We start from the raw sequence: 26,832 nt of genomic DNA, 5'->3' as shown, positions 1-26,832 counted from the left end.
GTGGGTTTATATGTTTCCAATTCTATTACCAAATAGATGAGAAAACAATATTATCATTAAATCGATATAACTGAGACGGCCTGAACGAATTCCGTTCTGTTTTCTTTAAGTTCCCATTCGTATCGGCAACCTTTTCCAGAAAAGGTAACTTAGGTGCTTTGCCAAAAAATACAGATGTATTTGTAATTCTGGAATGATCAGATACAGTCATCAGTACACGCTGTAATTCAGATAAAGTAAATTCTTCAGGTAAAAAGTTTCTTGCAACCGTTGAATGATGCATATCCCATTCAATCAATGACACAGCATCTGCAATTATTTTTTGATGGTCGAATGCTAAAGAAAGCTGCTTTATTTCTTCCAATGAGAACAAGTCGACTTCCTCTGCATCATCCGCCGCCTCTCTTTTCTCAAGCTGAAATTCCGGCACAATTGCATAATGCGCATTTGATATAATCCAACCGCGAGGGTCTCTTCCCCATGCATCATATGTTCCAAAATGCTTTAGAAAAACTTGATCAATTCCCGTTTCTTCTTTTAGCTCTCTTGCTGCTGCCTGTAAAGCTGTTTCCCTTCTTTTGGCGTCAACAAACCCGCCAGGCAAAGCCCATTTACCAGCTTCCATATTAGGGTTGCCTTCTGCATCTATTTTAGCCCTTTTAATCAACAAAAGCTTCAATATTTTCTTCGGTGGTTCTTTTTTACGCTGTTCTTTTGCTTCAGTATTTTCGGATACAATGGTAAATACAGCAATATCACTCGTATAACCATCTGGTGTAACGTATTTTGATTTATCCTTCATCTAGTGTTTTTCACCTCCACCGAATTTCATAATTAGTAATTTGTAATTTAATAATTACTAATTATTATAATCAAAAGAAAAAGAATGTCAAACAATTAAGAATAAAAAACGGGAAGCACCTTTACCTCCCGTTTTATCGTAATTAATCCTCAGCGTATTTAATAACTGCATCATGTAAGAGAGAAACAATTTCCCTTCCTGCACGGTCATTATAATATTTCGCAAATCTTTCATCCGCTAAATACATTTGTACCAAGCCTTTATGCGCTTCTGCGGAATAATTTGGCCATGAATACATTAGCCATTTTTTATGAAGCTCATACACTTCTTTTGCTTCTGGTGTGTCTAAATTCTTTGTCTTTGTTAATTGCTCCAGTTTCGTAAATAATTCATCTTCTATTCTCTGCATTTCCTGAAAATCTGCTTCGCTAAGATTCATAAATTTTTCATTCGATTTTCCAACTGTTTCCTTACCATATTTTTCTCTGATTTCTTCCCCATACAGTCTTTCGTTCTCTTCCAGACGTTCTTTCTTAAATCCTTCAAATTTTTCTTCCGCTGTCATTATAATCTCTCCCTTTGTATATTGAATTGTTTTTCTCACAGTGGCTAACAATTGATTTAACTTTTCTTTCTCTGCTTCGAGCTTTCGCTGATGCTCTTCTAATGCAGTGAGCGTATGAAAATCAGGATCATCCAGTACTGAATGAATCTGCTCCAGCTTCATTCCTAAAGAACGATAGAGAAGAATTTGCTGCAGCCGATTTAATTCCTTCTCTTCATATAGACGGTATCCTGAATCGGAAAGCCCTGCAGGCTTTAATAAATCAATTTGGTCATAATACCGGAGTGTACGTGTACTGATACCCGATATATCAGCTACTTTTTTGATGGAATATTTCATTCCTTTTACCTCCCTTCAATTCCTAATATAGAGATTTACGCAGCGTAAAGGTCAAGGATTTTTTTAATTTATAATAAAACCCATCTTAAATTAGTCTAAGATGGGTTTATCTTACCTTATTTTAAATAATATCATTAAAAATTTGTCCACCATTTAAATCAATAATCTTTAAACGATTCGTATCTTTAATAAAAATCGTTTTGTATTTTTTCTGGTTAGCTTCATCACCAATAAATAAAATTCGTTTATGCGGATTATCCTCCACAACTTGAACAGAATCATTTCCTGATGGAATTTGATTTTGAATAACTTCCATTTCTTTCTGTGTACTTTCTCCTGTTTCTTCTTCAAAAGCCATTACTTCATTATCTTCTGTAAGTTCTTCTGCTTCTCCTGTGTTGGCATAGATTCCTGTTAGTAATAATGCTCCTGCTGCTGTCGATAGTAAAATTGTCTTCATTGGTAAAAACCTCCTTGATATATTAACAATTACCAGTTTACATGACTGCTTCTTATAATGTCCTTAGAGAAAAATGAGAATTTGCTGAGAAAGCCTGGCGTTTATTTTCCCGGGGATAGGGAAAAAGATACTATACTTATTTTCTTTAACAAAACTTCTGTCAAAATAAAGCTCCACAAAGCTTTATTATTTACGTACTAAAAATTGCAGTAAACAATTCATACTACCAACACAGGCGGAGGAACGAAAATGAACAAAATATATGATGCTATCGGTATTGGAATCGGCCCTTTTAATTTAAGTCTTGCTGCTTTAACAAATGATTTGCAGGAATCAGAAATTTTATTTTTTGAGCAGGAGGCTTCTTTTGATTGGCATCCGGGAATGCTGTTAGAAGGCATGGACCTCCAAACACCATTTATCGCAGACCTTGTAACATTTGCAGATCCTACAAATCGTTTTTCTTATTTAAATTATCTTCACAAGCATAATCGGATGTATTCCTTTTTCTTTTTTAACCGCTTCACCATTCCCAGAGAGGAATACAATGCTTATTGTAAATGGGTTGCTTCAAAATTAAATAATTGCCAGTTTGGACAATGTGTAACAGATGTGAAAGAGGTATCGGGTAAATCCTGTTATGCAGTTACTGTTCATTCCATAGAGGATGGCAGTGAAGAAATATATTATGGAAAACATATTATTTTAGGAACAGGCAGCATCCCAAACATTCCAGAAGCGTTACAAGGATTTCCAGAGGAGGATATTACGCACACCAGCCGCTATACTTATTTTCAGGATACTTTAAAGCAAGGAAGCTCCATTACTGTCGTTGGCTCAGGACAAAGTGCATCAGAGGTATTTTATGATTTATTAAAGGAGCAAAAAGAACGTGGCTATGCTTTAACCTGGTTTACGCGTTCCAGCGGGATTTTCCAGAAGGAGGATACCGGACTGGGCAGAGAAGTATTTTCTCCCGAGTATGTTGATTACTTTCACAATCTGGCAATGGAAGACCGGATGGAATCGCTTGAAAATTTAAGCACTATTCGAAATGGGATAGATCCTAAGCTGCTGGAAAAAATTTATGAGCTGCTCTATAACCGCTCCATTGAGTCTCCTTTGGACCAGATCACTATCCAGACCAATACTGCGGTAAATGCAATTGAAGCGGGGACTAATTCAAACAGAGAAAGCTACAGCCTGCAATGTAAGCAATGGCAAAAAGGAGAAAAATTTACTTATCCTGCAGACAAAGTTATTCTTGCAACCGGGTATAAACCGCATCTCCCAGAATGGCTGAATAATTTTCATGAGGAAATAGAATGGGAGGATGAAAAAAGATTCCGCGTGACAGCAGATTATCGGCTTGTTTTTAAAGACTCTCGCGAGAATCAGATTTATACCTTAACAAATATTGAGCATTCTCATGGATCCAGTGCCACAAACCTTGGATTGTCAGTATTACGCAATCAAAAAATTATTAATTCCATTGCTGGCAAGGAAATCTATACCACACCAAATCAGGCAGTCTTCCAGCAATTTGAAATGAAAAAATCATAATTACAAAAAAAGATGCCAGATGTGTTTCATACACATTTAGCATCTTTTCTCTACATCAAATCCATTTCCAACCGTACCATATCTACAACCTGTATTCCGTTTTCAAAGATCGGTTCATCATAATGACGCAAAAAGAAGTCACGATCAATGGAAACCATCCGAAAACCGCATTTTTGATACAGTGCCAGCTGAGTAACTCCTGAATTACCTGTTCCAATTTCTATCGTACGGTAATTTTGCTTCTTCGCCTCCTGAATAGCGTGTAATACCAACTGTTTTCCCCAGCCTTGTCCCTGATAACCTTCATCAACAGCAATATTTACGAGCTCCACTGTATCCGGTCTTGTCGGCAGAAGGACATATACTCCGATAATCTTTTCTTCCTTCTCCAGTACATGGCAGGTTCCTCTTGAAGTATAATCACGGACTAATCTTTCTGATGGATCTGCGAGTAATAACAGATTCATAGGCAATGTTTCTTCCGCAAGCAACTGACGAATCATATTTTCTGCTCCTTTTTTATTAAATAGACTTGTTTCTTTACTGTAATTCTTCTAACATTAGGAATTATATATTGAATATAGTATACCAACTTTTTCAACTTCAAAGGAGTTTAAAATGGATGTTATTACTGTCGCCCTAACAGTCATTATGATGGGGTTTATTTTATTCACCGGTGCGTTGGTCGCCCTGAAAAATACAATTACATATGAAGCAAAACAGCTGTTTATGAGCGTTATTATTAATGTTGCCGTTCCATTTATTATTTTAAATGGTGTGTTCAATACTGAGTTAACAGATGATGTGTTACATCAAGTTGTTCTGATGTTTATCTTCAGTGTCAGTTTTAATATTTCAGCTGTTGGTATTTGTTTTTTATTCGGAAAAATCATTGGCTTCTCTATAACAAAATCAAAACAGCTTGCTTTACTTGCTGCTATAGGGAATTCTGGATTTATCGGCATTCCATTATGTGCTGCTATCTTCGGCCCCATCGGTGGTTTGCTTGCCGCTATTTTTGATGCAGGGCTGGATGTAGTAGTTTTCTCTCTGGGAATCTATCTTTTGCAAAGTGAAGACCGCTTTGAATGGAGACATTTAAAAGCACTTATAAACATGCCTTTAATTGCTATCAGCTTTGGACTGATTTTTGCATTCAGCGGCTGGGATGCTACCGTTTTAATGAAAGATTTAGCTAGCATGCTCTCCGCATTGGCTGCTCCGATGGCTATGCTTTATGTCGGTTTTAGTCTGCCAGACCTTTTCCGAAGTAAGCAGCCTTTATTTTTCCGTGAATTGTGGATGCCACTAGTGTGGAAATTACTTATTCTTCCAGTGATAGTAATGATTATTCTTTCTTTTATGCCTATAGAGACCATGTTGAAGCATATATTGGTGATTCTTACCTGTATGCCTACCTTTATGCTCTCCGCTGTTTTATTTTCCCGTTATACGGATAAAGAACAAGATGCAGTTGTTACATCTGTATTTTCCACCCTGCTTGCATTAGGGACGATTCCTTTTATCGCCTGGCTGTCTACTTTTTGGATTGGCTAAGTCATAGACTAATAATGTAATAAAAGCAGACGCATATTTCACTTATGTGCGTCTGCTTTTATTCTATCGTTTCTTAATGATAAACCAATTTTTCGCACCAATGGTAAGAACAATTAATAAACAAATTAATCCAACAGCGTGAAACAATATGGCTTTTGTCAATCCCCCGAGTATAATACCTAACAAACCCACCACAAAAAGCGGGGAGTATTTTTTATTTAGAGTCACTTCAACCTGATCTCCGTCGTTAACAGTCAAAGAGTTGCTGTAGAAAAAGCTCTGATTAACTGTTATCTCAGCTGTATCTTCAGGAGCAGCTGCAATAAATACATCATTATTTTTCAGCTTCCCTTGTGCTTCTCCATTAACATTGACCTTTATACTGGACAATCCACCAAGTGGACCTGTATTTCTATTAACATGAACCTCCATCTATGTACCCCTTCCATCATTTTTATTCAGCTAGAATATATCAAAGTATGGTAACACAGAAAGGGCTGGCAGAACAGGTACATTTGAACTGATTTTTCGTTTTATCAAGAAACAGAAAGCCGCCCAGCTCAAAGAACAGCTTCCTGTTATGTGAAAAGAAAACAAACTGCTGCAGTGATTACTTATCTGCACAAAATATAACTCTTAGCCTTCTTTTTGCATCGCTTCTTCTTTCGTACGCTCAACCGTCCCAAAGGGATGATGAGGAGGTGCATAAATTGTATACAGCTTTAAAGCTTCATCTCCTGTATTTGTTATATTATGCCAGGTACCAGCTGGAACCATAATAGCACTGTCTTCTTCCACATGCTGCTGAATGGTCAGATTATCTTGCCGGTTCCCCATTTGTACAGTTCCTTCTCCTTCTTCAATGCGTAAAAATTGGTCTGTATCCGGGTGTACCTCTAAACCAATATCACTTCCCACCGGGATACTCATCAATGTAACCTGCAGATGCTCTCCTGTCCACAAAGCAGTACGGTAATTTGTATTTGCCTCTGCAGCATTTTCAATATCAATAATGAACGGATTTCCACCATAATCAGTAACCCGGGAATATATTTGGGCGTCCTGATGAGGTTCTAAATACCCTGCTAAATAATTCGCAATTTGATAATCTGTCATTGCAAGCTGATAAAGTAGCTGCCGGGAGTGAGGTTCATTTATTTGTTCACTTTTACGATAATTTTCTTCATAGCCCTGCAGAGCATGTTCATAAACAGATTCAATACTTCCATTTTCTGCTTGCTTATACTCTGACTGTCGTGTATCTATCTGTTGTCCGGTGAAATATTGATAAACCTGCTCCAGTCCTGCTGCTATTTGATTTTTAGATTGCACTGCATACATGATTCCCTGTCCGGAGACTCCCTGCCTGAATTGGTCCAGCACTTGAAAATACATAGGAATTAACGAAGCTTCACGCTGTAAGGTCTCTTCTACCATATTAGCTGTCTGTTCATCATAGGCATTTCCCTGATTTAAATTTGGATTCATTCGATTCATTTGCTGCTGATACAAAGGATTATAATACATTTTGGTTTGTTACCTTCCTTTCCTTAATCTCTTATCAGCATATGACTATAAATTAAAAATGGAACCCAAAAAAATTGAATAATCAAGACATCAAAAAAAAGAAGACATCTGCAAATATCTTCTCATTCCTTTTTTATTCTGTTTAAATATTATTTATACAGTACTTCCTATTATACGCACGTAGAAATTGCTAAACCTTTCTCTTTCAAATTATTTCACCTTAACCTCAGCATACCTAGATTCTGGTATCGATAAACCTAAATGCCCCCGCAATGTAACACCATTGTATTTCTCTCTAAATAATCCACGTTGCTGAAGCACTGGAATAACCTCATCTATAAACTCCGTTAAGCCCCCTGGCAAGGTTTGAAACATTAAATTAAAGCCGTCTGCTCCCTCCTTTATAATCCACTCCTCCAGCTGATCGGCGATTTGTTCCGGAGTACCGAAAATTGTCCAATGTCCCCTTGAGCCGGCAACCCGTTTATAAAGCTGTCTGATTGTTAAATCTTCTCTTCTGGCCAAGTCTATAATTAATTCTCTTCGACTCTGGTTTCCGTTAGTTTTTGGAATATCTGCAGGAAGCGGGTCATCCAGTGAATAATTAGAGAAATCCATTCCCCCAAGATAATCAGATAAAAAATCAAGTCCGACTTCAGGTACAATCAAATCCTGTAATTGCTTATATTTCTCTCTTGCCTCTGCTTCTGTTTTACCAATGAAGGGGGAGACGCCAGGCATTATTTTCACTTCATCCGGATTTCTGCCGGATTCAAGAACCTTTCTTTTCACTTTTTGATAAAAACTCTGAGCATCCTCCAGTGTCTGCTGAGCAGTAAAAATTACATCGGCAGTTTTTGCCGCCAGTGTTGTACCTGCTTCTGATGAGCCAGCCTGAACAATCACAGGGCGACCCTGCGGGGAGCGCGAGGAGTTCAATGGTCCCTTTACATAAAAATGCTTTCCTTCATGATTCAGTGTGTGTAATTTCCTGGAATCAAAATAAACCCCTGCGTCTTTATCCCGGATAAAAGCATCTGATTCCCAACTATCCCATAGCCCCTTCACCACTTCTACAAATTCATCCGCACGTTCATAACGAAGATCATGCGCTAAATGCTTCTCTTTGGTAAAGTTATTCGCCTCATGCTCGTAATAGGACGTTACCACATTCCACGCTGATCTTCCTTTACTTAAGTGATCCATAGAAGAAAATTTTCTGGCAATATGGAACGGTTCATTATAGGTCGTAGATGCTGTTGCAGCAAGCCCTATTTGGGATGTGACTGCAGCTAGAGCCGGGAGCAGCGTAAGTGGATCAAACCGGACGATTTCCGCCGGATGTGATAAGCGGTTAAAAGACAATCCATCACTTAAAAAAAGCATATCCAGTTTTCCCTTTTCTGCTATTTCCGCAATTTCCTGATAATATTTAAAATCCTCAAAGCCATCAGCAGGCACTTCAGGATGCCTCCATGAAGCCATATGGTGCCCCGTCCCCATCAGGAAGACACCTAAGTTTATTTGCTTCTTAGACATTTTTTTCAGCTCCCCTTATTAATTCTTTTGATAAACCGGATTCCATTTAAGCAATCTGCTCTCTAATAGTTTTGCTAAAGAATCTGCCACCTTTCCCAAAATCGCATATAAAAGTATTGCTAAAACAACAATATCAAGCTGCATAAATTCACGGGCGTTATTTGACATATAGCCGATACCGGATGAAGCTGCGATGGTTTCCGCAACGATTAATGTCACCCACATGGTTCCAAGTGCATATCGAATACCTACCAATATAGAGGAAAGTGCTCCAGGTAAAATAATTTTGAAAAATAGCTGCCATCTCGATAATCGATACACTTTTCCCATTTCAATCAGTCCTTTATCCACTGATCTAATTCCATGGTACGTGTTGATATAAACAGGAAAAAATACACCGATGGCTACTAAAACAATTTTGGATTCTTCTCCGACACCAAACCATAATATAATCAGCGGAATCAAAGCTAAATGTGGAATATTACGAAGCATTTGGACGGTTGTATCCAAATGCTTTTCTGCAAACGGATAAACTCCATTTAACATACCAATGATGATGCCTAACCCTCCACCAATGACAAAGCCTATAATAGCCCGACTGAAGCTGATATAGATATGTGTCCAGAGATCTCCGCTAACAGCCATAGAGATACCTGTTTGAACCACTTCCAGCGGTGGCGGCAGAATGTTCCCCGAAATAGATTCATTCATTGCAAATAGCTGCCATCCCGCTAAAAGAAGTATAGGGATGATCCACGGAGCTAAACGGTTATAAATATTGCTGGATGTCTCTTTCAACTGTTTCACTTCCTTATATACTAAATTTAGCCTTATTTATTGGCATTCTATTCACTGTCTGGATTCCAAATATAATCAGAAAAGTCGATTTCATTTTCAATTAAACCGATATCCAATAAATCTGCTGCTTCGATTTCTAAATCCACTATTGCCTGATCATCCATAAATTGAGCATCTGACTCTTTTTTATTTAATACCGTTTCCCATGTAGCCGCGGGAATTTGTGTCTCCCCTTCCAGCAATTCTGATGCTTCAGATGGATCTTCATTAATCTCCTTACCAACTTTCGCTAAGTGTTTAACATATAATTCAACTACTTCCGGATCCTTATCAATTAATTCTGATGTCGCAAAATAAAAGGATCTGTATGGGACAACGTCTTCTGCCGTATGCAGGATTTTGTTTCCTCTAGCCTCAGCATCTGCGAAATACGGGTCCCAGACGACCCAGGCATCCACCTCACCTTTTTCAAATGCCAGACTGGCATCAGGAGGATTTAGATTAACTGTTTCAATATCATCAATGGATAAATTTGCTGAATCCAAGAGCTTGATTAACAGGTATTGGGCAATGGAAGCATTGTTATACGCAACCCTTTTCCCTTTTAAATCCTCCAATGATTGAATGGAAGAATCTTCACTGACTAATATCCCTTCTGTTTCTGGAGCAGACGGCTCGCTGGCAATATACTGAAAGTCACTCCCTTTATCGAGGGCAAAAATAGACGGAATATCTCCTGCATTTGCTAAATCAATACTTCCTGCGTTTAATGCTTCCAAAATAGAGCTTCCCGTATTAAATTCCGACCAGGTAACCGTATAGCCTAACTCCTCCAGCTCCTCTTGAAATTCTCCGCTATTTTTTAAGGTTAATGTCGGCCCCCCTTTTTGGTAGCCGATATTAATCTCACCATTTGCTCCAGAGGCTGAACTGCCGCACGCTGCAAGAATGAGTGAAAGCATGATTATTAAAAATAAAACAAGTATGTGTCTATTCTTATGATGATTCAATAGATTTTCCCCTTTCTTTACACAGTCTGCCTGGACGAAATAATTTCATGGACTTTAGGAATAACGTTTTCTCCAATTTCCTGAATGGTTTCCAAATGCGGAAAACCTCGTAACAACACTTTATCAAACCCTAAATCAGCATATTCTACAATTCGTTCTGCTACCTGATCAGGGGTGCCGACAAGCGCAATGGAGTTTCCCGATAATACTTGGGTTAATCCAGCCCATAAATTGGGACCAATTTTAAAGTTATTTTCCCTTCCATCCTCCATTAATTGATGAAGTCTTTTCACACCAATGGATTCACCCTTTGCCGTGGCAGCATTTTTTTCATTCAGCAGATTTTCTTCTGTTTTGCTCAGAAGTTTTTCTGCATTATTAAAAGCTTCATCTTCTGTCTCTCCCAGCACAACTTGAAATGAAACACTATAGTTTAATTCACGATTATAATCTGCAGTACGTTTTTTCATTTCTTCAATTCGTTCTTTGGTATTTTCCAATGTTTCTCCCCAAAGCATATAAACATCCGATTCGGCTGCTGCCACATCTTTTCCTACATTTGAGGCACCACCAAAGTATATTTTCGGTATTTCTTTAGGTCTTGGAAATAAGGATGCTCCCTTCAGTTGATAAAATTCACCATCATGATCAAAATGTTCCTCCGTAAATAGCCGTTTTAGTATTTGAATATATTCACGGGTTCTCTTATATCTAGTTCCATGATCCAGAAAGTCCCCATCTGCCGCTAAATCTGTCGGTGATCCTCCAGTTACTACATTGACCAAAGCTCTTCCTCCTGACCAATAATCAACCGTTGCAAATTGCTTGGCAAATATGGTTGGCTGTATAGATCCCGGACGGATTGCAAAAAGAAATTTCAAACGATTCGTTTGTCCAATAAGGTTTGCAGCAACAGCTAAGGAATCTAAGCAGGAGCCTCCAGTAGGCAATAACAGTGTTGAAAAACCGCCTTTCTCTGCCGCCTGAGCAATATCTCTAATATATTCAAATGTCGGCTGCCGTTCTGCAGCTTCATCCGTTCCTGACCATGCATCAACTTTTCTCCGTGATGAATTGTTGTTTACCGCTCCTACGTATTCCCCATCACCGGAAGTAGGCGCCATTGTGATAAATTCAACCATTTTAAACCCTCCAATTGTATTTTTAAGGGACGTAGCCCTGTTCCTTACTAATACAGTTACTTACTCTCCACTTTTCTTAATCTGGGTTCATACTGATGAAGTCGTTCTTTTCCAAGAACATTCGCCAGTAATTCTTCTTCCAATTCCGCAAAAGCCGGATTTAATCGATTTCTTGGCCGCTGTAAATCCACAAGTAAATCCAGCTTTACCGCGCCCTCCTCAATTAAAATAACGCGATCTGCAAGTGTAATGGCTTCATTCATATCATGGGTAACAAGAATTGCCGTAAATTGCTGCTCCAGCCAAAGGTCTTCTATAAGCGACTGCATTTCCATTCTTGTCAGCGCATCGAGTGCCCCTAATGGTTCATCTAAAAGCATTAACTTCGGATTTGATGCCAACGCTCTCGCCAGAGCAATGCGTTGTTTTTGTCCGCCTGATAAAATAGCCGGCCAATCCTGTGCTCTTTGCTCCAGGCCAACCTGCTGTAGAGCCCAGTATGCGCGATTCTTCCAGCCTTTTTCTAACCCTAATCCTACACCTGTATTTTCCAGAACCGACAGCCATGGCAGTAATCTTGCATCCTGAAACATGATACGTGCCTGGTCATTTAACCCTTTTAATGCATGCTGGTTCTGTTTAATTCCTCCCGCAGTTGCCTTTTCAAGCCCAGAAATATGTCTAAGCAATGTACTTTTGCCGCATCCGCTCTTTCCAACAATGGCCACAAATTCACCAGACTTGATATTTAAATCAATCTTTCGTAAAACCGCTAAGTGACCGTATGATTTCTCCAGTTGATTAATGTGTAACTCAACACCTGCATTTTGAGCCACTGCGTTTCCTCCTTTGTATCCCTCTTATTAAAAGCTTGGAGCAATCTCATTTTCCGGTAATTCTGTTTGACTGCCCAATTGATTAGATGTAAGCTTTTTTACAAATTGTTCATATGAAATGGTTTGCTCCAATTGAAAAAATCGGATTCCATCATGTTTCGCCTTCTCATAGGATAATTCACAGAATGTTTGTGGAGGCGAGACAAATGCTGTTGCACCTTTTTCTTCAGCAAATTTTAAAGCTGCCCCTCGTCTTCCTTCTTTTAGATGAATTGCCGGATTTTCAAAATCTTTATATGTGCTTTTCTCAGAGTCAAAGATACGGATCGTTTCCCCTTCAACAATGGGTACAATTAATTTTATTTCGTTTAGTACAACAGCAATAAGCATGTTTTCCTCTCCTTGTTTAATTAAATGGATTTACTTCCTCTACGAAACTGGCTTCAACGCTTTTCTGTAATGCTTGGTCGATATCCGCTTTGATATCCTCAACATCTTCCAGCCCTATTGATAATCGAATTTGTTCTTCTTCAACTCCTGCTGTGAGCTTTTCTTCAGGTGATAACCTTGCATGTGTTGTACTCGCCGGATGAATTACAAGTGTTTTGGAATCACCAACGTTCGCCACATGAGAAAGTAATTTCACAGAGTTGATAAAGATTTTCGCAGATTCATATCCACCTATTACTCCAAATGTAAAAATAGATCCTGCCCCTTTTGGCAAATAGATTTTCGCAAGTTCATACTGTGAATCCCCTTCTAACGTTGGATAATTCACCCATGCAATGAGATGATGATTCGCTAAATATTCAGCAACCTCCTGAGCATTTTCAACATGCTGTCTCATTCGAACAGATAATGACTGTAATCCCTGAATAAATAACCAGCCATGAAAAGGGGATAACGCCGTCCCAAGGTTATGCCCGAGTTCAAAGCGGGCCTTCGCAATAAACGGACTTGCGCTGGGCAGTTCAACATACGATTGATTATTTAAAGCTCTGTTTGGAGTTGTAAATTCAGGGAAGTTTCCATTACCCCAATCAAAGCTTCCGGCATCAATTATAATTCCGCCAATCGCTGTTCCGTTTCCGCCAATAAATTTCGTGACAGAATGAATGACAATATCTGCTCCGTAATCGATTGGCTTTTGTAAGTATGGCGTAGTGAAAGTGGCATCAACAACTAGTGGAATGCCATGGTCATGAGCAGCCTTGCTAAGTGCTTTTATATCAGCAATCTGTAAGCCCGGATTACCGATTGACTCTGTAAAAACAGCTTTTGTCTTTTCATTTATTGCACCTCTTACTTCCTCAATATCTGTGCCATCTACAAAACGAGCCTTTACTCCAAAGCGTGAAAATGTTTCTGAGAAAAGATTATATGTTCCACCGTATAATGCATTTGTTGTTACAATCTCCTCCCCTGCTTTGGCAAGTGTTAATAAAGCTATTGTGATGGCGGATTGTCCGGAAGAAACAGCAAAGGCATCAACCCCGCCTTCTAAACCGGCTAATCTTTTTTCTAAAACACGATTGGTTGGATTCGCGTTACGAGAATAGATATATCCTTCTTTCTGCATCTGAAAAAGAGAAGCAGCATGATCCGGACTTTCAAACTCATAAGATGTTGTCTGGTAAATCGGCACTGCCCTTGCATGCGTTAATGAATCTGATTCCTGGCCTCCATGCTGTGCAACTGTATTAAAATTCGGTGTATCTTGCTCTTCAAAACTCATTGCTCTTCTCCTTTCTGTTTACACATCCTATAATTCATAATTTTTAAAAATATTTTTATAGTAAGATTTTCATCTGTTTTTTACTAATTGATTTTGTAAAATACTCTACCTGCTTCGTTAATCGCTCCAGCGCATTTGTGTGTACAATAGGATTAGCAGTATTTCTTTTATCAATCTGACTATCAACAAAATACACACCTTTTAAATTCATTCCCTTTAAAGAAGCCAGCAACGGTTTTAATGTATATTCCATCGCCAGTAAGTGAGAGGAGCTCCCTCCTGTCATTAATGGCAAGACCGTCTTATCCTCCAATACATCCTGCGGCAATAAGTCTACTAAAGCCTTTAAAATCCCGGAATAAGAAGATTTATAAACAGGTGTTCCAACGATAACTCCTTTTGCTTCTTTGATAAGAGAAGTTATTCTTTGAATAACAAGACTGTTAAATTCCCCATTAAATAATACGTCCTGGGGTACATCTCTGACAGATATATGTGTTACTGAAAAACCCTTTTCCTCAAGTGTGGATCCGATATACCTTAAAACTGCATTTGAACGTGATACTTCAGAGGGACTTCCTGATAGTACGACAATCTCACTCATCTATTTCATCCTTTCCATTCATTTTTGTATATTCGTATTTAGTATAATTTTAGAAACCTGAACTTCATGGTACTTTTACAGGAACACCCTTAAACAGTTTTATAAAAATAAAAAGGCATCTTTCATCCGATAACATATATTATCGAAATGGAAGATGCCTTTAGTTGTCTAATGGGCATACATAATATTAATTTTTTAAGAATGATTTTTCACTAAGGAAAAACGCTTCTTCTCGGTCGTATCTATTTGCGTAATTTTTCCGTCATGCACGGTAATAACTACTGAACCATATTCCAGTTCTTTCAATGCTTTTAAAATATGGTTCAATTTTACATCATCAATCTTTCCCAAGCCAGCTCCCCCCTATTTAAGAAATGTCATGAAAAATAAATAAATTCATTAAACTTCTGTTTTCCACATTGCGAAATCTCTCAAATCATGAGCTCAAACACACATGCCTTTGGTAGCCCAATCAGCAATTAAAAAAACAAAAATCCCACCTCTAAATAAGAAAAGGGTTGAAACAATATGGTTCACTTACTCTTCTTATCTATCAAGCTAAACACTTGCAGGAATTGGCACAGTACTTGCGTAAGTCTGTTGCCGAGGCTTCTTCGGGCCAGTCCCTCCGCCTCTCTAGATAAGATATTATTCCGAGTGGTTTAATTGTGTTTATTAGTTTACATACTATTTTTGGGAATGTCAATCCTTATTTTTAAACTTTTGAAATTTTTAATGTTATGGCTGCCTGCAGTGCAGCTAAGGAAGTGCACCAATATCTTCCCCACTTTATAGATAGAAAAGTCCTTGCTTAAAGATTAATTTAATTTCCCCTGCATTAAAATAGGCCAATGCTAAGATATTATTCTAAGCATTGACCTATAGTAGACCAGTCTTTCATTATTATTTAATAGATTTAAAATAACTTTTCCAAAAGAGCCTCACCGTAACTTCTTTACTGTCATTTTCCATTAAGTAAAAGCCAAAAGTGCTTTCTAGCTTTTCTCCTTTTTCTCTGCTGCAATCATTAAAAACATCGGCCGGCGCAATTCATGCTTCATTTCAGGTATCTTCTTAAGCATCTCCTCAGAAGGCACGGATTCTTCCACTCGCAAGATCTCAAATCCAGCCTGCGATAAACCATTCATAAATGTAGACACAGTACGATGATACTTTGTCACCGTTTCATTTAAAAAGGACGCTTCCCGTTTCCCTTCTATCTGGTAATTATCCACCGGCCAATGTAAAGGCTCCTTACCCGTTTTATCATAAATCCAGTCCTGTTCTTTTCTTGCGGTAAAAATAGGATGCTCTACAGAAAAGACAAAGCTTCCACCCGGCTTTAAAATCGCATATACCTTTTCACAAACACTATCAAATGATTCGATATAATGAAGCGCGAGTGAACTGATAACAATATCCATAGATTCTTCAGGGAAATCCACATCCTCGATAGCCTGATGCAGATACGTAATACCGGGATCATTGGTCAGTTCTTTTGCATGTGTGAGCATTCGTTCAGATATATCAGTTCCTATTACAGATTCTGCTCCCTGTTCTCTGGCATAGCGGCTGTGCCAGCCAAATCCGCAGCCTAAATCTAAAACATTTTTCCCTTTGAAGTCTGGCAGCATTTCTTTTAATATATGCCACTCTCCGGCTGCTTCCAGCCCTTTCTTAGACCGGTCCATTTCTGAGTATGCTTGAAAAAAATGATTATCATCGTATTTATTTTGTTTCATTGCTTTACTTCCTCTCCAACATATAGTGCTACTCTAAATTCATGTTCAAATAGACCCTTTAAAACATAAAAAAGCATATCTATTGAAAACATGCTTGTTATTGGCAAAACTATGTAGTTCCTGACAGCAACCTTATTCAAATTTAAAATATGATAAGGTATACCGTCAGAATTAATATCTTGAAAAAATCCTTTTGAAGATAATTTAAATCGAATCACTGAAGATGATTATATAGAGGATAAAGAGCAGCTATCACAAATTATAAAATTTTTTCATACCTGCAATGGTCATGATTGGTTCCTTTATAATCATAGCCAAAACCCCTATAAATTTGATTAAGTTTTTTATTGCTTTCCACACAGTCTAAACGAATCCGGCGCATTCCCTGCGTTTTTGTATAAGCTTCCATCCATTCGACAATCGGTTTTCCGAGCCCCCGTCCAATATGATCATGATCTACTGACAGGCGATGCATATAAAATGCATCCTCACTGGATTGCCCCCAAATATTCTTATCCCAAGGAGTCTGCATTTCGTTTAATGTAAATGTAGCAATAATATTGTCTCCTTCTTTCACAACAAAGGTAGACCCGTCTTCAATAGACTGTCTTACTTCTGGATCTTCCTCGTCCTGATCAAGGAACTCCCACTGTTTTAAACGGCTTTTCTTTAACCATGTGGTGACACCCTTTAACAGCCGGAGTATGGACTTCATATCTTCTTTTTGCGCAACATACACATCCAAGTCTTGGTTAATTGATCCAACTTTTTCTGACATAAATCTACCTCCTTATATCCTTTGCTATATATTCGACATAAAATTAAGAAATTCCTTCTTTTCATATAAAAATTTAATATTTCTATTCTAATTTTTTTGTTTATTTCTCATTAATCTGCTGACTATTCCTTGACTTTATTACGAAATTCAATTTGTTTAACGATACAAAACTTTACAATCTTTGACCTTGCTCCTTCTCTCATATTGATAAACTGTAAAGCAGTTTTGTAAAATTGATTATGCTGTTTCATAACGTTAACAATTTTCCCTTTAAATTCTACTTTATTCTGTTCAGTATCTGTCTTCAAGTATAATACACCTTTCACCGCGTCTCCTTCTTCCAATATTTGAGAATCGGAAAGAAAAGCTGCTCCGCCCCCGCTGATATCATGGGTAGTAACATTCAGCTTATCGCCTTCTTCATCTGAACCTTCAGCAGAAGGTAATATCAAAGTCATTTCTACAGCTGCCTTCACTCGGAAAAATTGCCTTCTTTGTACTACTTTTATTGAATCCCTCGATGGTTTCGTCATTATTATTTTCCCATTATCGTGACGATTTATTCTTGAGCCAAAACTGCACAGTCCTTTTTCATCATCATGAAAATAAACGGTAACATCCATGTCATTTTCAATAAGCATGGGTACATTCTGTTTATTTGCAGGTCTTTGAATCAGCAATTCAGTTTCATGCCGTATAAGCTGAGTAAAATAAGTTTTTTTATCTGATGTTAAAATCTCCAGCATCTGACCATCCCAAAATTCCGTATAAATTTGTTCATTCATAAGAATTAGCCCCTTTTCTTCATATGCTTAACTGTCCATCCATTCATTTTATGTAATTTATCCGAGAAAAATTTCAAGTCATAAAAAACCCAATTTCTGTATTTTTTATAGAACCTGCAAAAAAATAAATTTCTCAAAATAAATAAAAAGTTAATTTATACTACGATCCATGTTTCAAATTAGGTCTTTAGACAGGACCACTTTTTCCTAATTATAACGTTTTTTTAGAATTTTTGTAATGATAATTCTAATTTTTATTATTAATTTAGATATAAAATATCAGCTGTTTAATTGGATTTGTTGTCATGGCTATCGTAACGTATATACTAAAGATAAAAGAATTGATAAAAAGATTGGTAGTGATAATTATGAAGAAAAAAGTACTGTTTAGAGCTGATGATTTAGGGTATTCGGAAGCAGTAAATTACGGTATTGAAAAATCTGTCAAGGATGGCTTAATTTCCAGTGTCGGTGTCATGGTGAATATGCCTGCCACACAGCATGGAGTAGCTTTAATCCAGGCGGAGCCTGTTGCTTTCGGCCAGCATACAAATATCTGCGCCGGCAGACCTTTGGCTGATCCGGAAAAAATTCCGTCTTTAGTATCGGAAAATGGTTATTTTAGATCCTCTAAAGAATATCGTACTGCCAAAGAAGATTTTGTGGTATTCGAAGAAGCACTGATTGAAATTGAAGCACAATATGATAAGTTCATCGAATTATTCGGCAAGAAACCGGATTATTTTGAAGGTCATGCTATTGCAAGCGATAACTTTTTTAAAGCATTAGAGCATTTTGCGGAGGTACATGGATTAACTTATTCTGGGTTACCGGCAGGATCCAACCCAAATGATCTTACTAGTAATGATTCCTTTATTATGGTAAATGATACGAAGGTATATCTGATGATGGAAAGTATGCAGGCAGATTATAACCCTTATCATTCTTTGCAAAAAATGCTGGATAACCTGCATGAAGATGGCGTGGACATGCTCATTTTTCATCCTGGTTATTTAGATGATTATATTTTAAATCATTCTTCACTGTTGATTCCCCGGACACAGGAGGCTGCTATGCTGACGGATATTCGTGTCAAGGAACAATTAAACGAAAAGCATATTGATTTAATTTCTTATAAAGAGCTGTAATTAGAACGAAAAAAGCTTCTCCAGCCAAGTCGTGGGGAAGCTTTTGTCTATGAAAATCCAACCTTATTAATTTACTACAATATATGTTACTTTAACCGGTCCGTGGACACCAACAATCAGATTCATTTCAATATCAGCACTATTACTCGGTCCTGTAACAAAACAAATACTGGAAGGAGGAATAGTACCATTTTCATTGTCCTTGTGAATCTTACTTGCTGCCTGCGTCATTCTAGGCACAATGGTTTCTTTAGGTATAATAGCAATATAACATTTCGGCATCAGACTGATGGATCTGCCATTATCCTTATTTGTCATTAATGCAACAGTTCCTGATTCTGCAAGGGTAATATCGCTAAAAGAAATTCCTACATCTGTTCTTTCCGCAATAACCTGGTTTTCCTTACCAAGTCTCGGATCCCACAAATGGATATCCATTTCTTTTGAGAGTTCTTCATAAGTCTTGTCCAACCCGTATTCCTGATTACGCTTATCATTCGATGCAATAATAGAAGTTGCCTCGTATCCTTCCAAAACCTTTACCAAAGCCGCCTGCAAATCACTTTTATCTGTACGTACAAAATCTGTATGAATGACTTTACAATGCTCTTTTAACACTTCGATAAGCTGTTCTGTAGAATAATCTTTAAAAACCTCACGCTGTGGCTGAACACTATATTCCGGTCTTATCACAGCTTCTCTTTTTTGCGGACGGCCAAGGTTTGCAGCCAAATTACTTAAAAAGGAGTCACGATTTTGAATAGCCATTATGCTTCTCCTCCTTTTTGACGTTTATTCCACCAGCTACGGAAGGATTGCTTGGCAGGTGCAGGGAAGTCACGGACATCTGTCCATCCTTTTAATGGACCAGGACCGTTTTCAACATACTCGTCCTTTGTCCATGGCTTTAATGCTGTTCTCGCTACTTTTGTGCTTAATTTATATGCAGCCGGATTCGATGCCCATTGTGCAAAGCCCTTCATCATGATTTTTTCTGAAACAGGTGATTTCTTTTCTTCTTCTACAATAATTTCGCGATGACGGATTAAATGCTCGTGTAATGGGATTTTTACCGGACAGGCTTCTATACAGGCTGCACATAAGGAGGAAGCATATGGCAATTCTTTATGATCCTCATAGCCATCCAGCAGCGGTGTCAATACAGCTCCAATCGGCCCTGGGTAGATAGAGTTATAAGCATGTCCGCCGATATGGCGGTAAACTGGGCAGACATTAATACAAGCAGCACAACGAATACAATGCAGTGCGGATTGAAATTCTGTTCCCAAAATTTTAGAGCGCCCATTATCAACAATAACCAGGTGATAATCGTCCGGCCCATCTATTTCTTCCTCTATGCGGGTTCCTGTGATTGTTGTAATATAGCTGGTCAGCTTTTGCCCGACTGCTGCTCTCGTCAATAAACTGACTAATACTTCCATATCCTCCCAGGTTGGAACAAGGCGCTCCATTCCCATTACACTGATTTGTGTATCCGGAAGGGAAGTAATCATCTCTGCATTTCCTTCATTCGTTACTAACGTTACAGAACCAGATTCAGCAATCGCAAAGTTACAACCAGTGATACCTACATCTGCCGATAAGAAATCCTGTCTCAGCTGTTCTCTTGCAAATGAAGCTAGTTCTTCCGGTGTATCTGACTTAGCATAGCCTTTTTTATCTCGAAAGGTATCTCTGATTTGCTCTCTATTTTTATGCAAAGCAGGAGTTACGATATGTGATGGAGGATCTTCATCTAATTGTAGAATCCATTTTGTTATGAACAAGATGTGTCAACTCATGCCTGAGCAGTATTTCTGAAAATTCCACTTCAACCGGCCAGGCAAGAGCTGCTTTTCCGTCTTTTAATGGTGCCGCAAATGGGTTCCCCTCGAAAAAACCTATAAATAAGTACACATTGAATGGTACAAGGATAGTGCACCCCAATAGCCTTTTCACTTCTTCTAACGCTTTCTCCATTTGAATTTTCTCTGGATCAAATCGCTTTATTTGCTCTATATCTGCTTCATACTTTGGCCAGGCTTTTCTTAGCATATCCCTGGCAATAATTTGTCCTTCTTCACCTGGAGGAACTGCTGCAAAGCCATACCTCTCCTTCCAGATCTGCCAAATAACTTCCTCCTCTTTCTCGTGCCTGACTGCTTCATAAAAAGAAATAAACTTTGGTACAAAATTTATGATTTCTACCTGCATCATTTAAAACTACCCCTCCTCGGAAAAATCTCCAGATCTATCTATTTATTTTACTTTTTTCATTTATTAACCACTACTATTTCATATAAGAAGAGCGCAAACTTTATGTTTTAAACATAGAGTTTGCGCTCTGGATCATTTTTTGTTCCCTACTAAAATAAATTCATTAACCTTTCCCAAAATCCTTCACTTTCTTCTTCCTCTTCTACTTCAGCAGTATCTTCTTCCGGCTGAATACTATCTGTTTGAATAACAAATTGAACAGAGTTTGTCATATCATTATTTTCTTCAGATATGAAAGATACTGGATCAAAATCTGATTTATCATATTGAGAAATCATTTTATCGATTTCCTCCTGCATTTCATCAGGAATATTTTGTGTTGCATCATACAGCTGGCTGGTTCCATCCTGTAATTCATCCGTTCCCGCAGCAAGTTCATTTGCTCCTGTTGCTGCTCCACTAATTCCACCATGAATATCTGCATAGGAAGTGCTGAGTTCATTCACTCCATTTGTATAGCTCAGCAGGCCTTCATGAAATTGATTATAATTGTCTGCCATTGTGTTCACGCTTGTAATAAATTCATCCAACCCTTCATCAATATCTATTTGCCCGACGGACTGTTCTATCTCATCTGCGAAACTGCGGATAGAACCGGCAATTTCACTGGCAGAGGTTTGAAATTCAGATAGTGCCGGCTCGACAGCCTCAAATGATTCTATTGATTCATTATAGACAGCTAATGCGCTTTGTGCAGCTTCATAAGTTCCTGTCAGCTCGTCGATAATCTCAGAATCTATCTCACTATCATATAAAACCTGGAAATCTTCTTCTGTTAATGTTGCTTCTGGTATTTGATCCATAGCGGTTTTCAATGCTTCCCTGGCATCTCCATAGCCTGTAGTCAAAGCATCTATCTCATCTGCTAATGCTTCCATTCCGGCAGCCATATCTGAAGCAGCTTCTGTCATACTGCCCAATTGGTCTATCCCATCAATACCAGTAATCTGATCAACTTCTTCCTGGATACTCTGAAAGGCATTGTTAATCTCAGATGATGCACCAGTCAATTCGCCGCTGGAATTACTTAACTCGTTTAAACCATTTTGGAATTGGGAGGAGCCATTCTCTAATTCTGTTAATCCTCCTCCAAGCCCTCTGATTCCGTCTCCAAGCTCACTTACTCCCTGATTAATTTCACCAATAGCGTCTGTTAAGCTTTGAAACTCCTCTGTGAGTGCATCTGTATCTGGACTATCTACAGAAACAGATGATGGTAAAGCTGAAATCTCCATTCCAGCTAATTCAAATTGATCTGTATCCGCTTGAAGCATCAGTGTCTCTTCTTCACCAGGCATCACCGTAAATGCAATCTGTTTATTTTTTCCGGCATTCGCTATGGTTGCATCCTCGGCTTCAATATTATAAAAGTAATCGGTATTCAATGACTGCGAAATTTGCAGCATATAGTTATCAAAGAAGGGTGTTTCTGCTTCTTCATTCTCTTCTACCTTTATTTCTATCTCTACTTGACCAGATTCACCAATAATCGTTTTCGGATCTACTTCTTCTCCGTCTAAATAATAATTAATTGTAAATTTCCATGGCAGTTCTTTTGAGAGATTTCCCTGATAATAAAATGTATCTGACGCAGCCTCCATTCGGATAGTATCTCCGTCTTGTTCGATTTTACTGGTATCTGTTAAATTTTTAACAGATTCATAATTACCGAAATCCTCAATAACTCCTGGTTCCTTTAATTCAAAAGCATTTACAACATATATATTTTCCAACGAGCCGCCCGCTTCTAAATTCGCATAAACAACCTCATTTTTCTCCTCAACTTTTCCTGTATCATCCTTCTCCTCTGAAGACTCTGCCAAAACGCCTGTATTGGTAAAAGGAATAAAGAATAAAGCCAGAGCGAGCCAGACCCATTTAATTGTCTTCCTCATATTCATCCTCCTTTTGAAACTTCATCCCTAACGATGTTTTTTGAAGTAATGTATCACCATAGACAAGTAATGCAGGCAGCAAGGTGATAACAAGAATAAATGCTAACAGTGCTCCTCTTCCTAACAGCAGGCCGATTGATCCGACAACAGGGTTAGAAGAAGTCATCCATAAAACAAATCCGACTATAGATAAAATGGATGCAGAAACGGCAATGGAGAAGAGCTTATCGTCCAATGTCATTTTCATTGCCTTCCATTTTGGCATATATCTTCTATAATTTTTATATGTCTCCGTCAATAATATTGCATAATCCACTGTTGCTGCCAGTTGGACAGTACTAACAATTAAATAGCCGATAAAGACCAGTGGTGTCCCCGTAAAATAAGGGATGGCCAAGTTAATCCATACCGCTGCCTGAATAACTAATAATAAGATAACCGGGAAGGAAATCGACCGGAAATTAATTAAAATTACAATTCCTACGCCGAGAATCGTTAAGATATTAACAAGCTGATTATCCTGAGATACAATCTCCTTCATATCATATAATGACGCACTTTCTCCTAATGTCAGCGCATCTTCTCCATAATACGATGAAGCAATTTCCCTGATATCTTCTACAATCGTAAAGGGAAGGTCTCCCTCTGTTCCTGCTTCCGTATTAATAATAATCCGACTGTAATGCTCGGAAAGAAATTGCTCTGTTGTCTCTTCCTCTAAAAAGTCCTGCGGGATAACACTTCCAACCATCGTTGCATAGCTGATAACGGAGGAAACGTAATCTGTGTTTTCAATGACTTGAACCATTTCCTGTTCTTTCCCTATATCATTATTAGGAACAAGCAGAACAGTAGAAGTAGAATCTCCGAAGCTATCTTCAATTTGCCTTACGTCCGTTCCCAGCCGGGTATCCTCTGGAGGTTCTCCCATTCCATAGGTGAATGTTGTACTGCTCTGTGCCAGAAAGCTTGGAACAAGGAGCAATAAAACCAGGATAAGAACCGGAAGCCTTAATTTTAACAGCTTCTTCCCAACTCCTTCAAAACGGGTCGGAACAAATACACGGTGCTGCGTCCGGTCAATCCAGCGATAAAAGACCAATGTAAAGGCTGGCAGGAAGATAATAACGCTGATAAAGCTTAAAATAATTCCTTTTACCAGGTTTAATCCTAAATCAGAACCAATTTCAAAACGCATAAATAATAATGCCATAAAACCGAAAATAGTTGTAAAAGCACTTGTACTGATAACTGGCCACGACTCTTTAATAGCTGACTTCATTGCATCTTCCGGTTTATAGTTTTTATTCCGGTAATCCTGAAAACTATGTAGAAGGAAGATAGCATAGTCCAACGAAACCGCCAGCTGTAATATCGGAGCAACTGCTTGTGTAACAAACGAGATTTCTCCTATGAATATGTTCGTTCCCAGATTAATTAATACAGACACGCCAATTGCAGTCAGGAAAAATACTGGTTCTACCCATGAGCTTGTGGAAAGAATAAGAATAATTACAATAATCGGTACAAGGAGTGCTGCAGCGTACATGCTTTCTTTCCCTGTCATTTCCTGCTCCGTTGCCGTATTAACTGCCTCACCGGAAATAGCATTATCCTCACCAATCAAATCATAAATGGCATTGGTCGCCTCTACTTCTTTTTCATTAGCAATTGTCACAGAAAAAAGCGCATTTTCATTCTTATAGTACGTCTCCACTGTACTCGTGTCAGAAACTTCAACCGGTGTCCGGATATCCATAACATCGTCCAGCCAGAGAACCTCTGTAACACCATTTATTTCTTCCAGAGCATGTTTATATTCCATCGCTTCCTGAATCGAGACATCTCCTACCATTACTCTGGCATTTGGAATACCACTGTCAAACTCTTCCTCCATCACTTCTAAAGCCTGTGTAGACTCTGCTTTATCCGGTAAATAATCCTGCATATTGTAATTCACATCAACAAACAAAATCCCTGCTAAAGAAAGAATCATGAGTATCGTAAAAATTGTTACAATTGTCTTTTTAAAACGAATAATTAAATTTGCCACTATCATTCCCCATTACCTTGCTGATTTCATTCATATAATTTATTATTATAAATACACAATGTCAGTTAGACAACAAACAGTTGTTTAAATTTTGTACGTTTCACAACAAAAACCAAATATCTGTTGGATAACAGATATAATTTCATAATTTGTTCATAAAAGGATGGTCATATATTATGGTGCAGAAACTAGACCGAAGAAAACGTTATACAAGAATGGCTCTTAAAAATAGCCTGATGGAGCTTTTAAAAGAAAAACCTGTTTCTTCAATTACTATTAAAGAAATTTGTGAGCATGCCGATATCAACCGCTCTACCTTCTACAGCCATTATGCGGATCAATATGATTTATTGACCCATGTTGAGGACGAAATTATCGATGAGCTCAATCAAGCACTGCTTCAATACGACTATACACAAGAAAAAGAAGCACTTGCGATGTTGAAATATCTGCTCGAATATGTCTACAGCCGTCACGAGCATTTCCGAATCCTTTTCAGTGAACATGGTAGTAAAAGATTTACGCACAAGGTTATGTATGCTGCACAAACGCATATTATGAATGACTTCAATGAACCTGAACATAGAATGAGCGAAATAGCTGCAAAATATCTGACGATTTATTCCGTCAGTGGAAGTATTACAGTGATTGAATACTGGCTGGAAAATGGGATGAAAGAATCGGCGGATGAAATGGCTAAGATTATTACGGAAATAAGTAAACCATGTTAAGAATAGTTGAGGAAAATTATTTATCAAAATGTGACGAGTATGTTTGAATGGAAGGAATTAATGTGGCTGATCTTATTACTATTGAGGGGCGCTGACGAAATAAAATAAGGAACCGGGAAGCTTATCTGCTTTACCGAATCCATTGATTTTAGAGCATTTGCAGTTTCAGTTTAATGTTTAGGTGGAGCAGGTATTTTTTACTGACATTTTCTTTATTACAAGAGCAAATTCAAACTATTAGTCTGGCTTTTTTTCTTTTACAAAATTACTAAAGATTGATAAAGTGATACCAATAATTCCAACTGGCCAAATTACAGCCGTCGGCAGGAGCTGAATATCATCATCAATTAGTCGCAGTAAGTCGCAGAAAAAAATTATAGTCATCCAAAAGCCCACAACAGATAAAGTTTTCTTATTTACTATAGTACTTCCTTGAACCTTCTTCAATATGGCACCTCCCTGAACCTTTTCTACGCTTTTATAAAATGCATTTTCACTTACCCATTCTTTGATATTTACAATTATATAGTTATTATAACATAAAATTTAATTAAATAGATTGAAAAATCAATCTATTATCCCTTATTTTTCTACTATTTACAACATGCAGCTTATATTTTATTGTATGTGTCTTTCACCAGCCAAATAATCAGATACCTGGTTTAATCGTATGTTGTAGTATTTTCACATGATACAAAATCAAAGAAAAATGATGATTTAAAAGCTTCAATTAAGCTTCTTTCATTATATAGTTAACCCCGAACGACACATTCTTATGCCAGTAAAAATGAGCTAACCCCTAATTTCTGTTCTGTTAAAAAAACATTTAAAATTTAAATATAAATGTAATTTTATGTTTGAAAAAACTTAAAAGAATGGGCTAAATTTTCATTTATACTGGTAATTTCACAATAGAAATACTATTTTGCCATTTTGCTTTTTCCCC

Annotated in this window: 27 protein-coding genes, 1 pseudogene and 1 riboswitch; of the genes and pseudogenes, 4 read left to right on the top strand and 24 right to left on the bottom strand. The window is 37.9% G+C overall.

The genetic code is table 11. From position 1 onward, the window contains the following. Nucleotides 1–25: 25 nt before the first annotated feature. From OSO01_RS12320 to OSO01_RS12310, 3 genes are all read right to left on the bottom strand, one after another. A complete protein-coding gene (locus OSO01_RS12320; protein ID WP_147210742.1) occupies nucleotides 26–802 on the bottom strand; it encodes an NUDIX hydrolase in 777 nt (258 codons plus the stop codon). A 142-nt stretch (nucleotides 803–944) separates the two neighbouring features. Then, the gene (locus tag OSO01_RS12315) at nucleotides 945–1,706 is read right to left on the bottom strand and encodes a MerR family transcriptional regulator (protein ID WP_147210741.1); all 762 of its coding nucleotides are present in this window, start codon (nucleotides 1,704–1,706) and stop codon (nucleotides 945–947) included. Nucleotides 1,707–1,827: 121 nt separating this feature from the next. Further along, a complete protein-coding gene (locus tag OSO01_RS12310) occupies nucleotides 1,828–2,166 on the bottom strand; it encodes a hypothetical protein (RefSeq protein WP_147210740.1) in 339 nt (112 codons plus the stop codon). A gap of 249 nt (nucleotides 2,167–2,415) precedes the next feature. Between OSO01_RS12310 and OSO01_RS12305 the strand changes: the two genes are divergently transcribed. Further along, nucleotides 2,416–3,729 (top strand): lysine N(6)-hydroxylase/L-ornithine N(5)-oxygenase family protein, encoded by a 1,314-nt coding sequence (locus OSO01_RS12305; protein WP_147210739.1) that lies wholly within the window; start codon nucleotides 2,416–2,418, stop codon nucleotides 3,727–3,729. Nucleotides 3,730–3,779: 50 nt separating this feature from the next. On the opposite strand, the gene OSO01_RS12300 is transcribed toward OSO01_RS12305, so the two are convergent. Then, nucleotides 3,780–4,232 carry a GNAT family N-acetyltransferase gene (locus tag OSO01_RS12300; RefSeq protein ID WP_147210738.1) on the bottom strand — a complete coding sequence of 151 codons (453 nt, stop codon included), beginning with the start codon at nucleotides 4,230–4,232 and terminating at the stop codon, nucleotides 3,780–3,782. A gap of 115 nt (nucleotides 4,233–4,347) precedes the next feature. Here OSO01_RS12300 and OSO01_RS12295 point away from each other — a divergent pair, with 115 nt between their 5' ends. Further along, nucleotides 4,348–5,286, top strand: a complete 939-nt coding sequence (locus tag OSO01_RS12295; protein WP_147210737.1) for an AEC family transporter — start codon at nucleotides 4,348–4,350, stop codon at nucleotides 5,284–5,286. A 63-nt stretch (nucleotides 5,287–5,349) separates the two neighbouring features. On the opposite strand, the gene OSO01_RS12290 is transcribed toward OSO01_RS12295, so the two are convergent. The 14 genes from OSO01_RS12290 to OSO01_RS12225 form a co-directional block, all read right to left on the bottom strand. Next, nucleotides 5,350–5,718, bottom strand: a complete 369-nt coding sequence (locus OSO01_RS12290) for a hypothetical protein (protein ID WP_147210736.1) — start codon at nucleotides 5,716–5,718, stop codon at nucleotides 5,350–5,352. A gap of 204 nt (nucleotides 5,719–5,922) precedes the next feature. Next, nucleotides 5,923–6,813, bottom strand: a complete 891-nt coding sequence (locus OSO01_RS23730; protein ID WP_246145157.1) for a cupin domain-containing protein — start codon at nucleotides 6,811–6,813, stop codon at nucleotides 5,923–5,925. A 210-nt stretch (nucleotides 6,814–7,023) separates the two neighbouring features. Further along, entirely contained in the window at nucleotides 7,024–8,352 is a 1,329-nt protein-coding gene (locus OSO01_RS12280; protein WP_147210735.1) for an LLM class flavin-dependent oxidoreductase, read from the bottom strand. An 18-nt stretch (nucleotides 8,353–8,370) separates the two neighbouring features. Beyond that, complete coding sequence (locus tag OSO01_RS12275) at nucleotides 8,371–9,150, bottom strand: ABC transporter permease subunit (RefSeq protein WP_371863297.1); 780 nt, start codon at nucleotides 9,148–9,150, stop codon at nucleotides 8,371–8,373. 47 nt (nucleotides 9,151–9,197) lie between these two features. Continuing rightward, nucleotides 9,198–10,160, bottom strand: a complete 963-nt coding sequence (locus OSO01_RS12270; RefSeq protein WP_246145155.1) for an aliphatic sulfonate ABC transporter substrate-binding protein — start codon at nucleotides 10,158–10,160, stop codon at nucleotides 9,198–9,200. A gap of 17 nt (nucleotides 10,161–10,177) precedes the next feature. Further along, nucleotides 10,178–11,302 (bottom strand): LLM class flavin-dependent oxidoreductase, encoded by a 1,125-nt coding sequence (locus tag OSO01_RS12265; RefSeq protein ID WP_147210733.1) that lies wholly within the window; start codon nucleotides 11,300–11,302, stop codon nucleotides 10,178–10,180. A gap of 56 nt (nucleotides 11,303–11,358) precedes the next feature. Further along, nucleotides 11,359–12,138 carry an ATP-binding cassette domain-containing protein gene (locus OSO01_RS12260; protein ID WP_147210732.1) on the bottom strand — a complete coding sequence of 260 codons (780 nt, stop codon included), beginning with the start codon at nucleotides 12,136–12,138 and terminating at the stop codon, nucleotides 11,359–11,361. 27 nt (nucleotides 12,139–12,165) lie between these two features. Next, a complete protein-coding gene (locus OSO01_RS12255) occupies nucleotides 12,166–12,528 on the bottom strand; it encodes a NifB/NifX family molybdenum-iron cluster-binding protein (protein WP_147210731.1) in 363 nt (120 codons plus the stop codon). Between the two features lie 16 nt (nucleotides 12,529–12,544). After that, nucleotides 12,545–13,873 carry an O-acetylhomoserine aminocarboxypropyltransferase/cysteine synthase family protein gene (locus tag OSO01_RS12250; protein ID WP_147210730.1) on the bottom strand — a complete coding sequence of 443 codons (1,329 nt, stop codon included), beginning with the start codon at nucleotides 13,871–13,873 and terminating at the stop codon, nucleotides 12,545–12,547. Nucleotides 13,874–13,928: 55 nt separating this feature from the next. Further along, nucleotides 13,929–14,477, bottom strand: coding sequence for an NADPH-dependent FMN reductase (gene ssuE, locus OSO01_RS12245; protein ID WP_147210729.1), 549 nt, complete (start codon nucleotides 14,475–14,477; stop codon nucleotides 13,929–13,931). 195 nt (nucleotides 14,478–14,672) lie between these two features. Then, on the bottom strand, nucleotides 14,673–14,819 hold the full coding sequence (locus tag OSO01_RS12240; protein ID WP_147210897.1) for a YezD family protein: 147 nt from the start codon (nucleotides 14,817–14,819) through the stop codon (nucleotides 14,673–14,675). Between the two features lie 201 nt (nucleotides 14,820–15,020). After that, nucleotides 15,021–15,124: riboswitch (SAM riboswitch) on the bottom strand. A gap of 348 nt (nucleotides 15,125–15,472) precedes the next feature. Beyond that, nucleotides 15,473–16,219 (bottom strand): class I SAM-dependent methyltransferase, encoded by a 747-nt coding sequence (locus OSO01_RS12235; protein WP_147210728.1) that lies wholly within the window; start codon nucleotides 16,217–16,219, stop codon nucleotides 15,473–15,475. A gap of 259 nt (nucleotides 16,220–16,478) precedes the next feature. Further along, the gene (locus OSO01_RS12230) at nucleotides 16,479–16,997 is read right to left on the bottom strand and encodes a GNAT family N-acetyltransferase (RefSeq protein WP_147210727.1); all 519 of its coding nucleotides are present in this window, start codon (nucleotides 16,995–16,997) and stop codon (nucleotides 16,479–16,481) included. A gap of 122 nt (nucleotides 16,998–17,119) precedes the next feature. Next, entirely contained in the window at nucleotides 17,120–17,782 is a 663-nt protein-coding gene (locus tag OSO01_RS12225; RefSeq protein WP_147210726.1) for a flagellar brake protein, read from the bottom strand. A gap of 305 nt (nucleotides 17,783–18,087) precedes the next feature. On the opposite strand from OSO01_RS12225, the gene OSO01_RS12220 reads away from it, so the two are divergent. Then, nucleotides 18,088–18,930, top strand: a complete 843-nt coding sequence (locus tag OSO01_RS12220) for a ChbG/HpnK family deacetylase (RefSeq protein ID WP_246145153.1) — start codon at nucleotides 18,088–18,090, stop codon at nucleotides 18,928–18,930. Nucleotides 18,931–18,996: 66 nt separating this feature from the next. Here OSO01_RS12220 and OSO01_RS12215 read toward each other — a convergent pair whose 3' ends face one another. The 5 genes and pseudogenes from OSO01_RS12215 to OSO01_RS12195 form a co-directional block, all read right to left on the bottom strand. Next, entirely contained in the window at nucleotides 18,997–19,698 is a 702-nt protein-coding gene (locus OSO01_RS12215; protein WP_147210725.1) for a LutC/YkgG family protein, read from the bottom strand. Beyond that, nucleotides 19,698–20,705: pseudogene (locus tag OSO01_RS12210) on the bottom strand (LutB/LldF family L-lactate oxidation iron-sulfur protein); the annotation flags it as partial. The pseudogene OSO01_RS12210 and the gene OSO01_RS12215, both read right to left, overlap by 1 nt. Continuing rightward, nucleotides 20,683–21,147 (bottom strand): hypothetical protein, encoded by a 465-nt coding sequence (locus OSO01_RS12205; protein ID WP_147210724.1) that lies wholly within the window; start codon nucleotides 21,145–21,147, stop codon nucleotides 20,683–20,685. The pseudogene OSO01_RS12210 and the gene OSO01_RS12205, both read right to left, overlap by 23 nt. A 149-nt stretch (nucleotides 21,148–21,296) precedes the next feature. Then, entirely contained in the window at nucleotides 21,297–23,102 is a 1,806-nt protein-coding gene (locus OSO01_RS12200) for a methyl-accepting chemotaxis protein (protein WP_147210723.1), read from the bottom strand. After that, entirely contained in the window at nucleotides 23,086–25,161 is a 2,076-nt protein-coding gene (locus OSO01_RS12195) for an efflux RND transporter permease subunit (protein WP_186813656.1), read from the bottom strand. Before OSO01_RS12195 ends, OSO01_RS12200 begins: the two co-directional genes overlap by 17 nt. Nucleotides 25,162–25,331: 170 nt before the next feature. Here OSO01_RS12195 and OSO01_RS12190 point away from each other — a divergent pair, with 170 nt between their 5' ends. Then, nucleotides 25,332–25,886, top strand: a complete 555-nt coding sequence (locus OSO01_RS12190) for a TetR/AcrR family transcriptional regulator (protein WP_147210721.1) — start codon at nucleotides 25,332–25,334, stop codon at nucleotides 25,884–25,886. A gap of 237 nt (nucleotides 25,887–26,123) precedes the next feature. On the opposite strand, the gene OSO01_RS12185 is transcribed toward OSO01_RS12190, so the two are convergent. Continuing rightward, nucleotides 26,124–26,333 (bottom strand): hypothetical protein, encoded by a 210-nt coding sequence (locus OSO01_RS12185; RefSeq protein WP_147210720.1) that lies wholly within the window; start codon nucleotides 26,331–26,333, stop codon nucleotides 26,124–26,126. Nucleotides 26,334–26,832 lie beyond the last annotated feature (499 nt).

This window comes from Oceanobacillus sojae, assembly GCF_007991515.1.
In the GTDB taxonomy this organism is placed as follows: domain Bacteria; phylum Bacillota; class Bacilli; order Bacillales; family Amphibacillaceae; genus Oceanobacillus; species Oceanobacillus sojae.
This window is presented reverse-complemented; position numbering and strand designations above follow the sequence as displayed.

Coding starts and splice junctions, on each gene's coding strand:
- OSO01_RS12320 (WP_147210742.1), bottom strand. CDS start 802: ATGAAGGATAAATCAAAATACGTTACACCAGATGGTTATACGAGTGAT.
- OSO01_RS12315 (WP_147210741.1), bottom strand. CDS start 1,706: ATGAAATATTCCATCAAAAAAGTAGCTGATATATCGGGTATCAGTACA.
- OSO01_RS12310 (WP_147210740.1), bottom strand. CDS start 2,166: ATGAAGACAATTTTACTATCGACAGCAGCAGGAGCATTATTACTAACA.
- OSO01_RS12305 (WP_147210739.1), top strand. CDS start 2,416: ATGAACAAAATATATGATGCTATCGGTATTGGAATCGGCCCTTTTAAT.
- OSO01_RS12300 (WP_147210738.1), bottom strand. CDS start 4,232: ATGATTCGTCAGTTGCTTGCGGAAGAAACATTGCCTATGAATCTGTTA.
- OSO01_RS12295 (WP_147210737.1), top strand. CDS start 4,348: ATGGATGTTATTACTGTCGCCCTAACAGTCATTATGATGGGGTTTATT.
- OSO01_RS12290 (WP_147210736.1), bottom strand. CDS start 5,718: ATGGAGGTTCATGTTAATAGAAATACAGGTCCACTTGGTGGATTGTCC.
- OSO01_RS23730 (WP_246145157.1), bottom strand. CDS start 6,813: ATGTATTATAATCCTTTGTATCAGCAGCAAATGAATCGAATGAATCCA.
- OSO01_RS12280 (WP_147210735.1), bottom strand. CDS start 8,352: ATGTCTAAGAAGCAAATAAACTTAGGTGTCTTCCTGATGGGGACGGGG.
- OSO01_RS12265 (WP_147210733.1), bottom strand. CDS start 11,302: ATGGTTGAATTTATCACAATGGCGCCTACTTCCGGTGATGGGGAATAC.
- OSO01_RS12255 (WP_147210731.1), bottom strand. CDS start 12,528: ATGCTTATTGCTGTTGTACTAAACGAAATAAAATTAATTGTACCCATT.
- OSO01_RS12250 (WP_147210730.1), bottom strand. CDS start 13,873: ATGAGTTTTGAAGAGCAAGATACACCGAATTTTAATACAGTTGCACAG.
- ssuE (WP_147210729.1), bottom strand. CDS start 14,477: ATGAGTGAGATTGTCGTACTATCAGGAAGTCCCTCTGAAGTATCACGT.
- OSO01_RS12235 (WP_147210728.1), bottom strand. CDS start 16,219: ATGAAACAAAATAAATACGATGATAATCATTTTTTTCAAGCATACTCA.
- OSO01_RS12230 (WP_147210727.1), bottom strand. CDS start 16,997: ATGTCAGAAAAAGTTGGATCAATTAACCAAGACTTGGATGTGTATGTT.
- OSO01_RS12225 (WP_147210726.1), bottom strand. CDS start 17,782: ATGAATGAACAAATTTATACGGAATTTTGGGATGGTCAGATGCTGGAG.
- OSO01_RS12220 (WP_246145153.1), top strand. CDS start 18,088: ATGGCTATCGTAACGTATATACTAAAGATAAAAGAATTGATAAAAAGA.
- OSO01_RS12215 (WP_147210725.1), bottom strand. CDS start 19,698: ATGGCTATTCAAAATCGTGACTCCTTTTTAAGTAATTTGGCTGCAAAC.
- OSO01_RS12205 (WP_147210724.1), bottom strand. CDS start 21,147: ATGATGCAGGTAGAAATCATAAATTTTGTACCAAAGTTTATTTCTTTT.
- OSO01_RS12200 (WP_147210723.1), bottom strand. CDS start 23,102: ATGAGGAAGACAATTAAATGGGTCTGGCTCGCTCTGGCTTTATTCTTT.
- OSO01_RS12195 (WP_186813656.1), bottom strand. CDS start 25,161: ATGATAGTGGCAAATTTAATTATTCGTTTTAAAAAGACAATTGTAACA.
- OSO01_RS12190 (WP_147210721.1), top strand. CDS start 25,332: ATGGTGCAGAAACTAGACCGAAGAAAACGTTATACAAGAATGGCTCTT.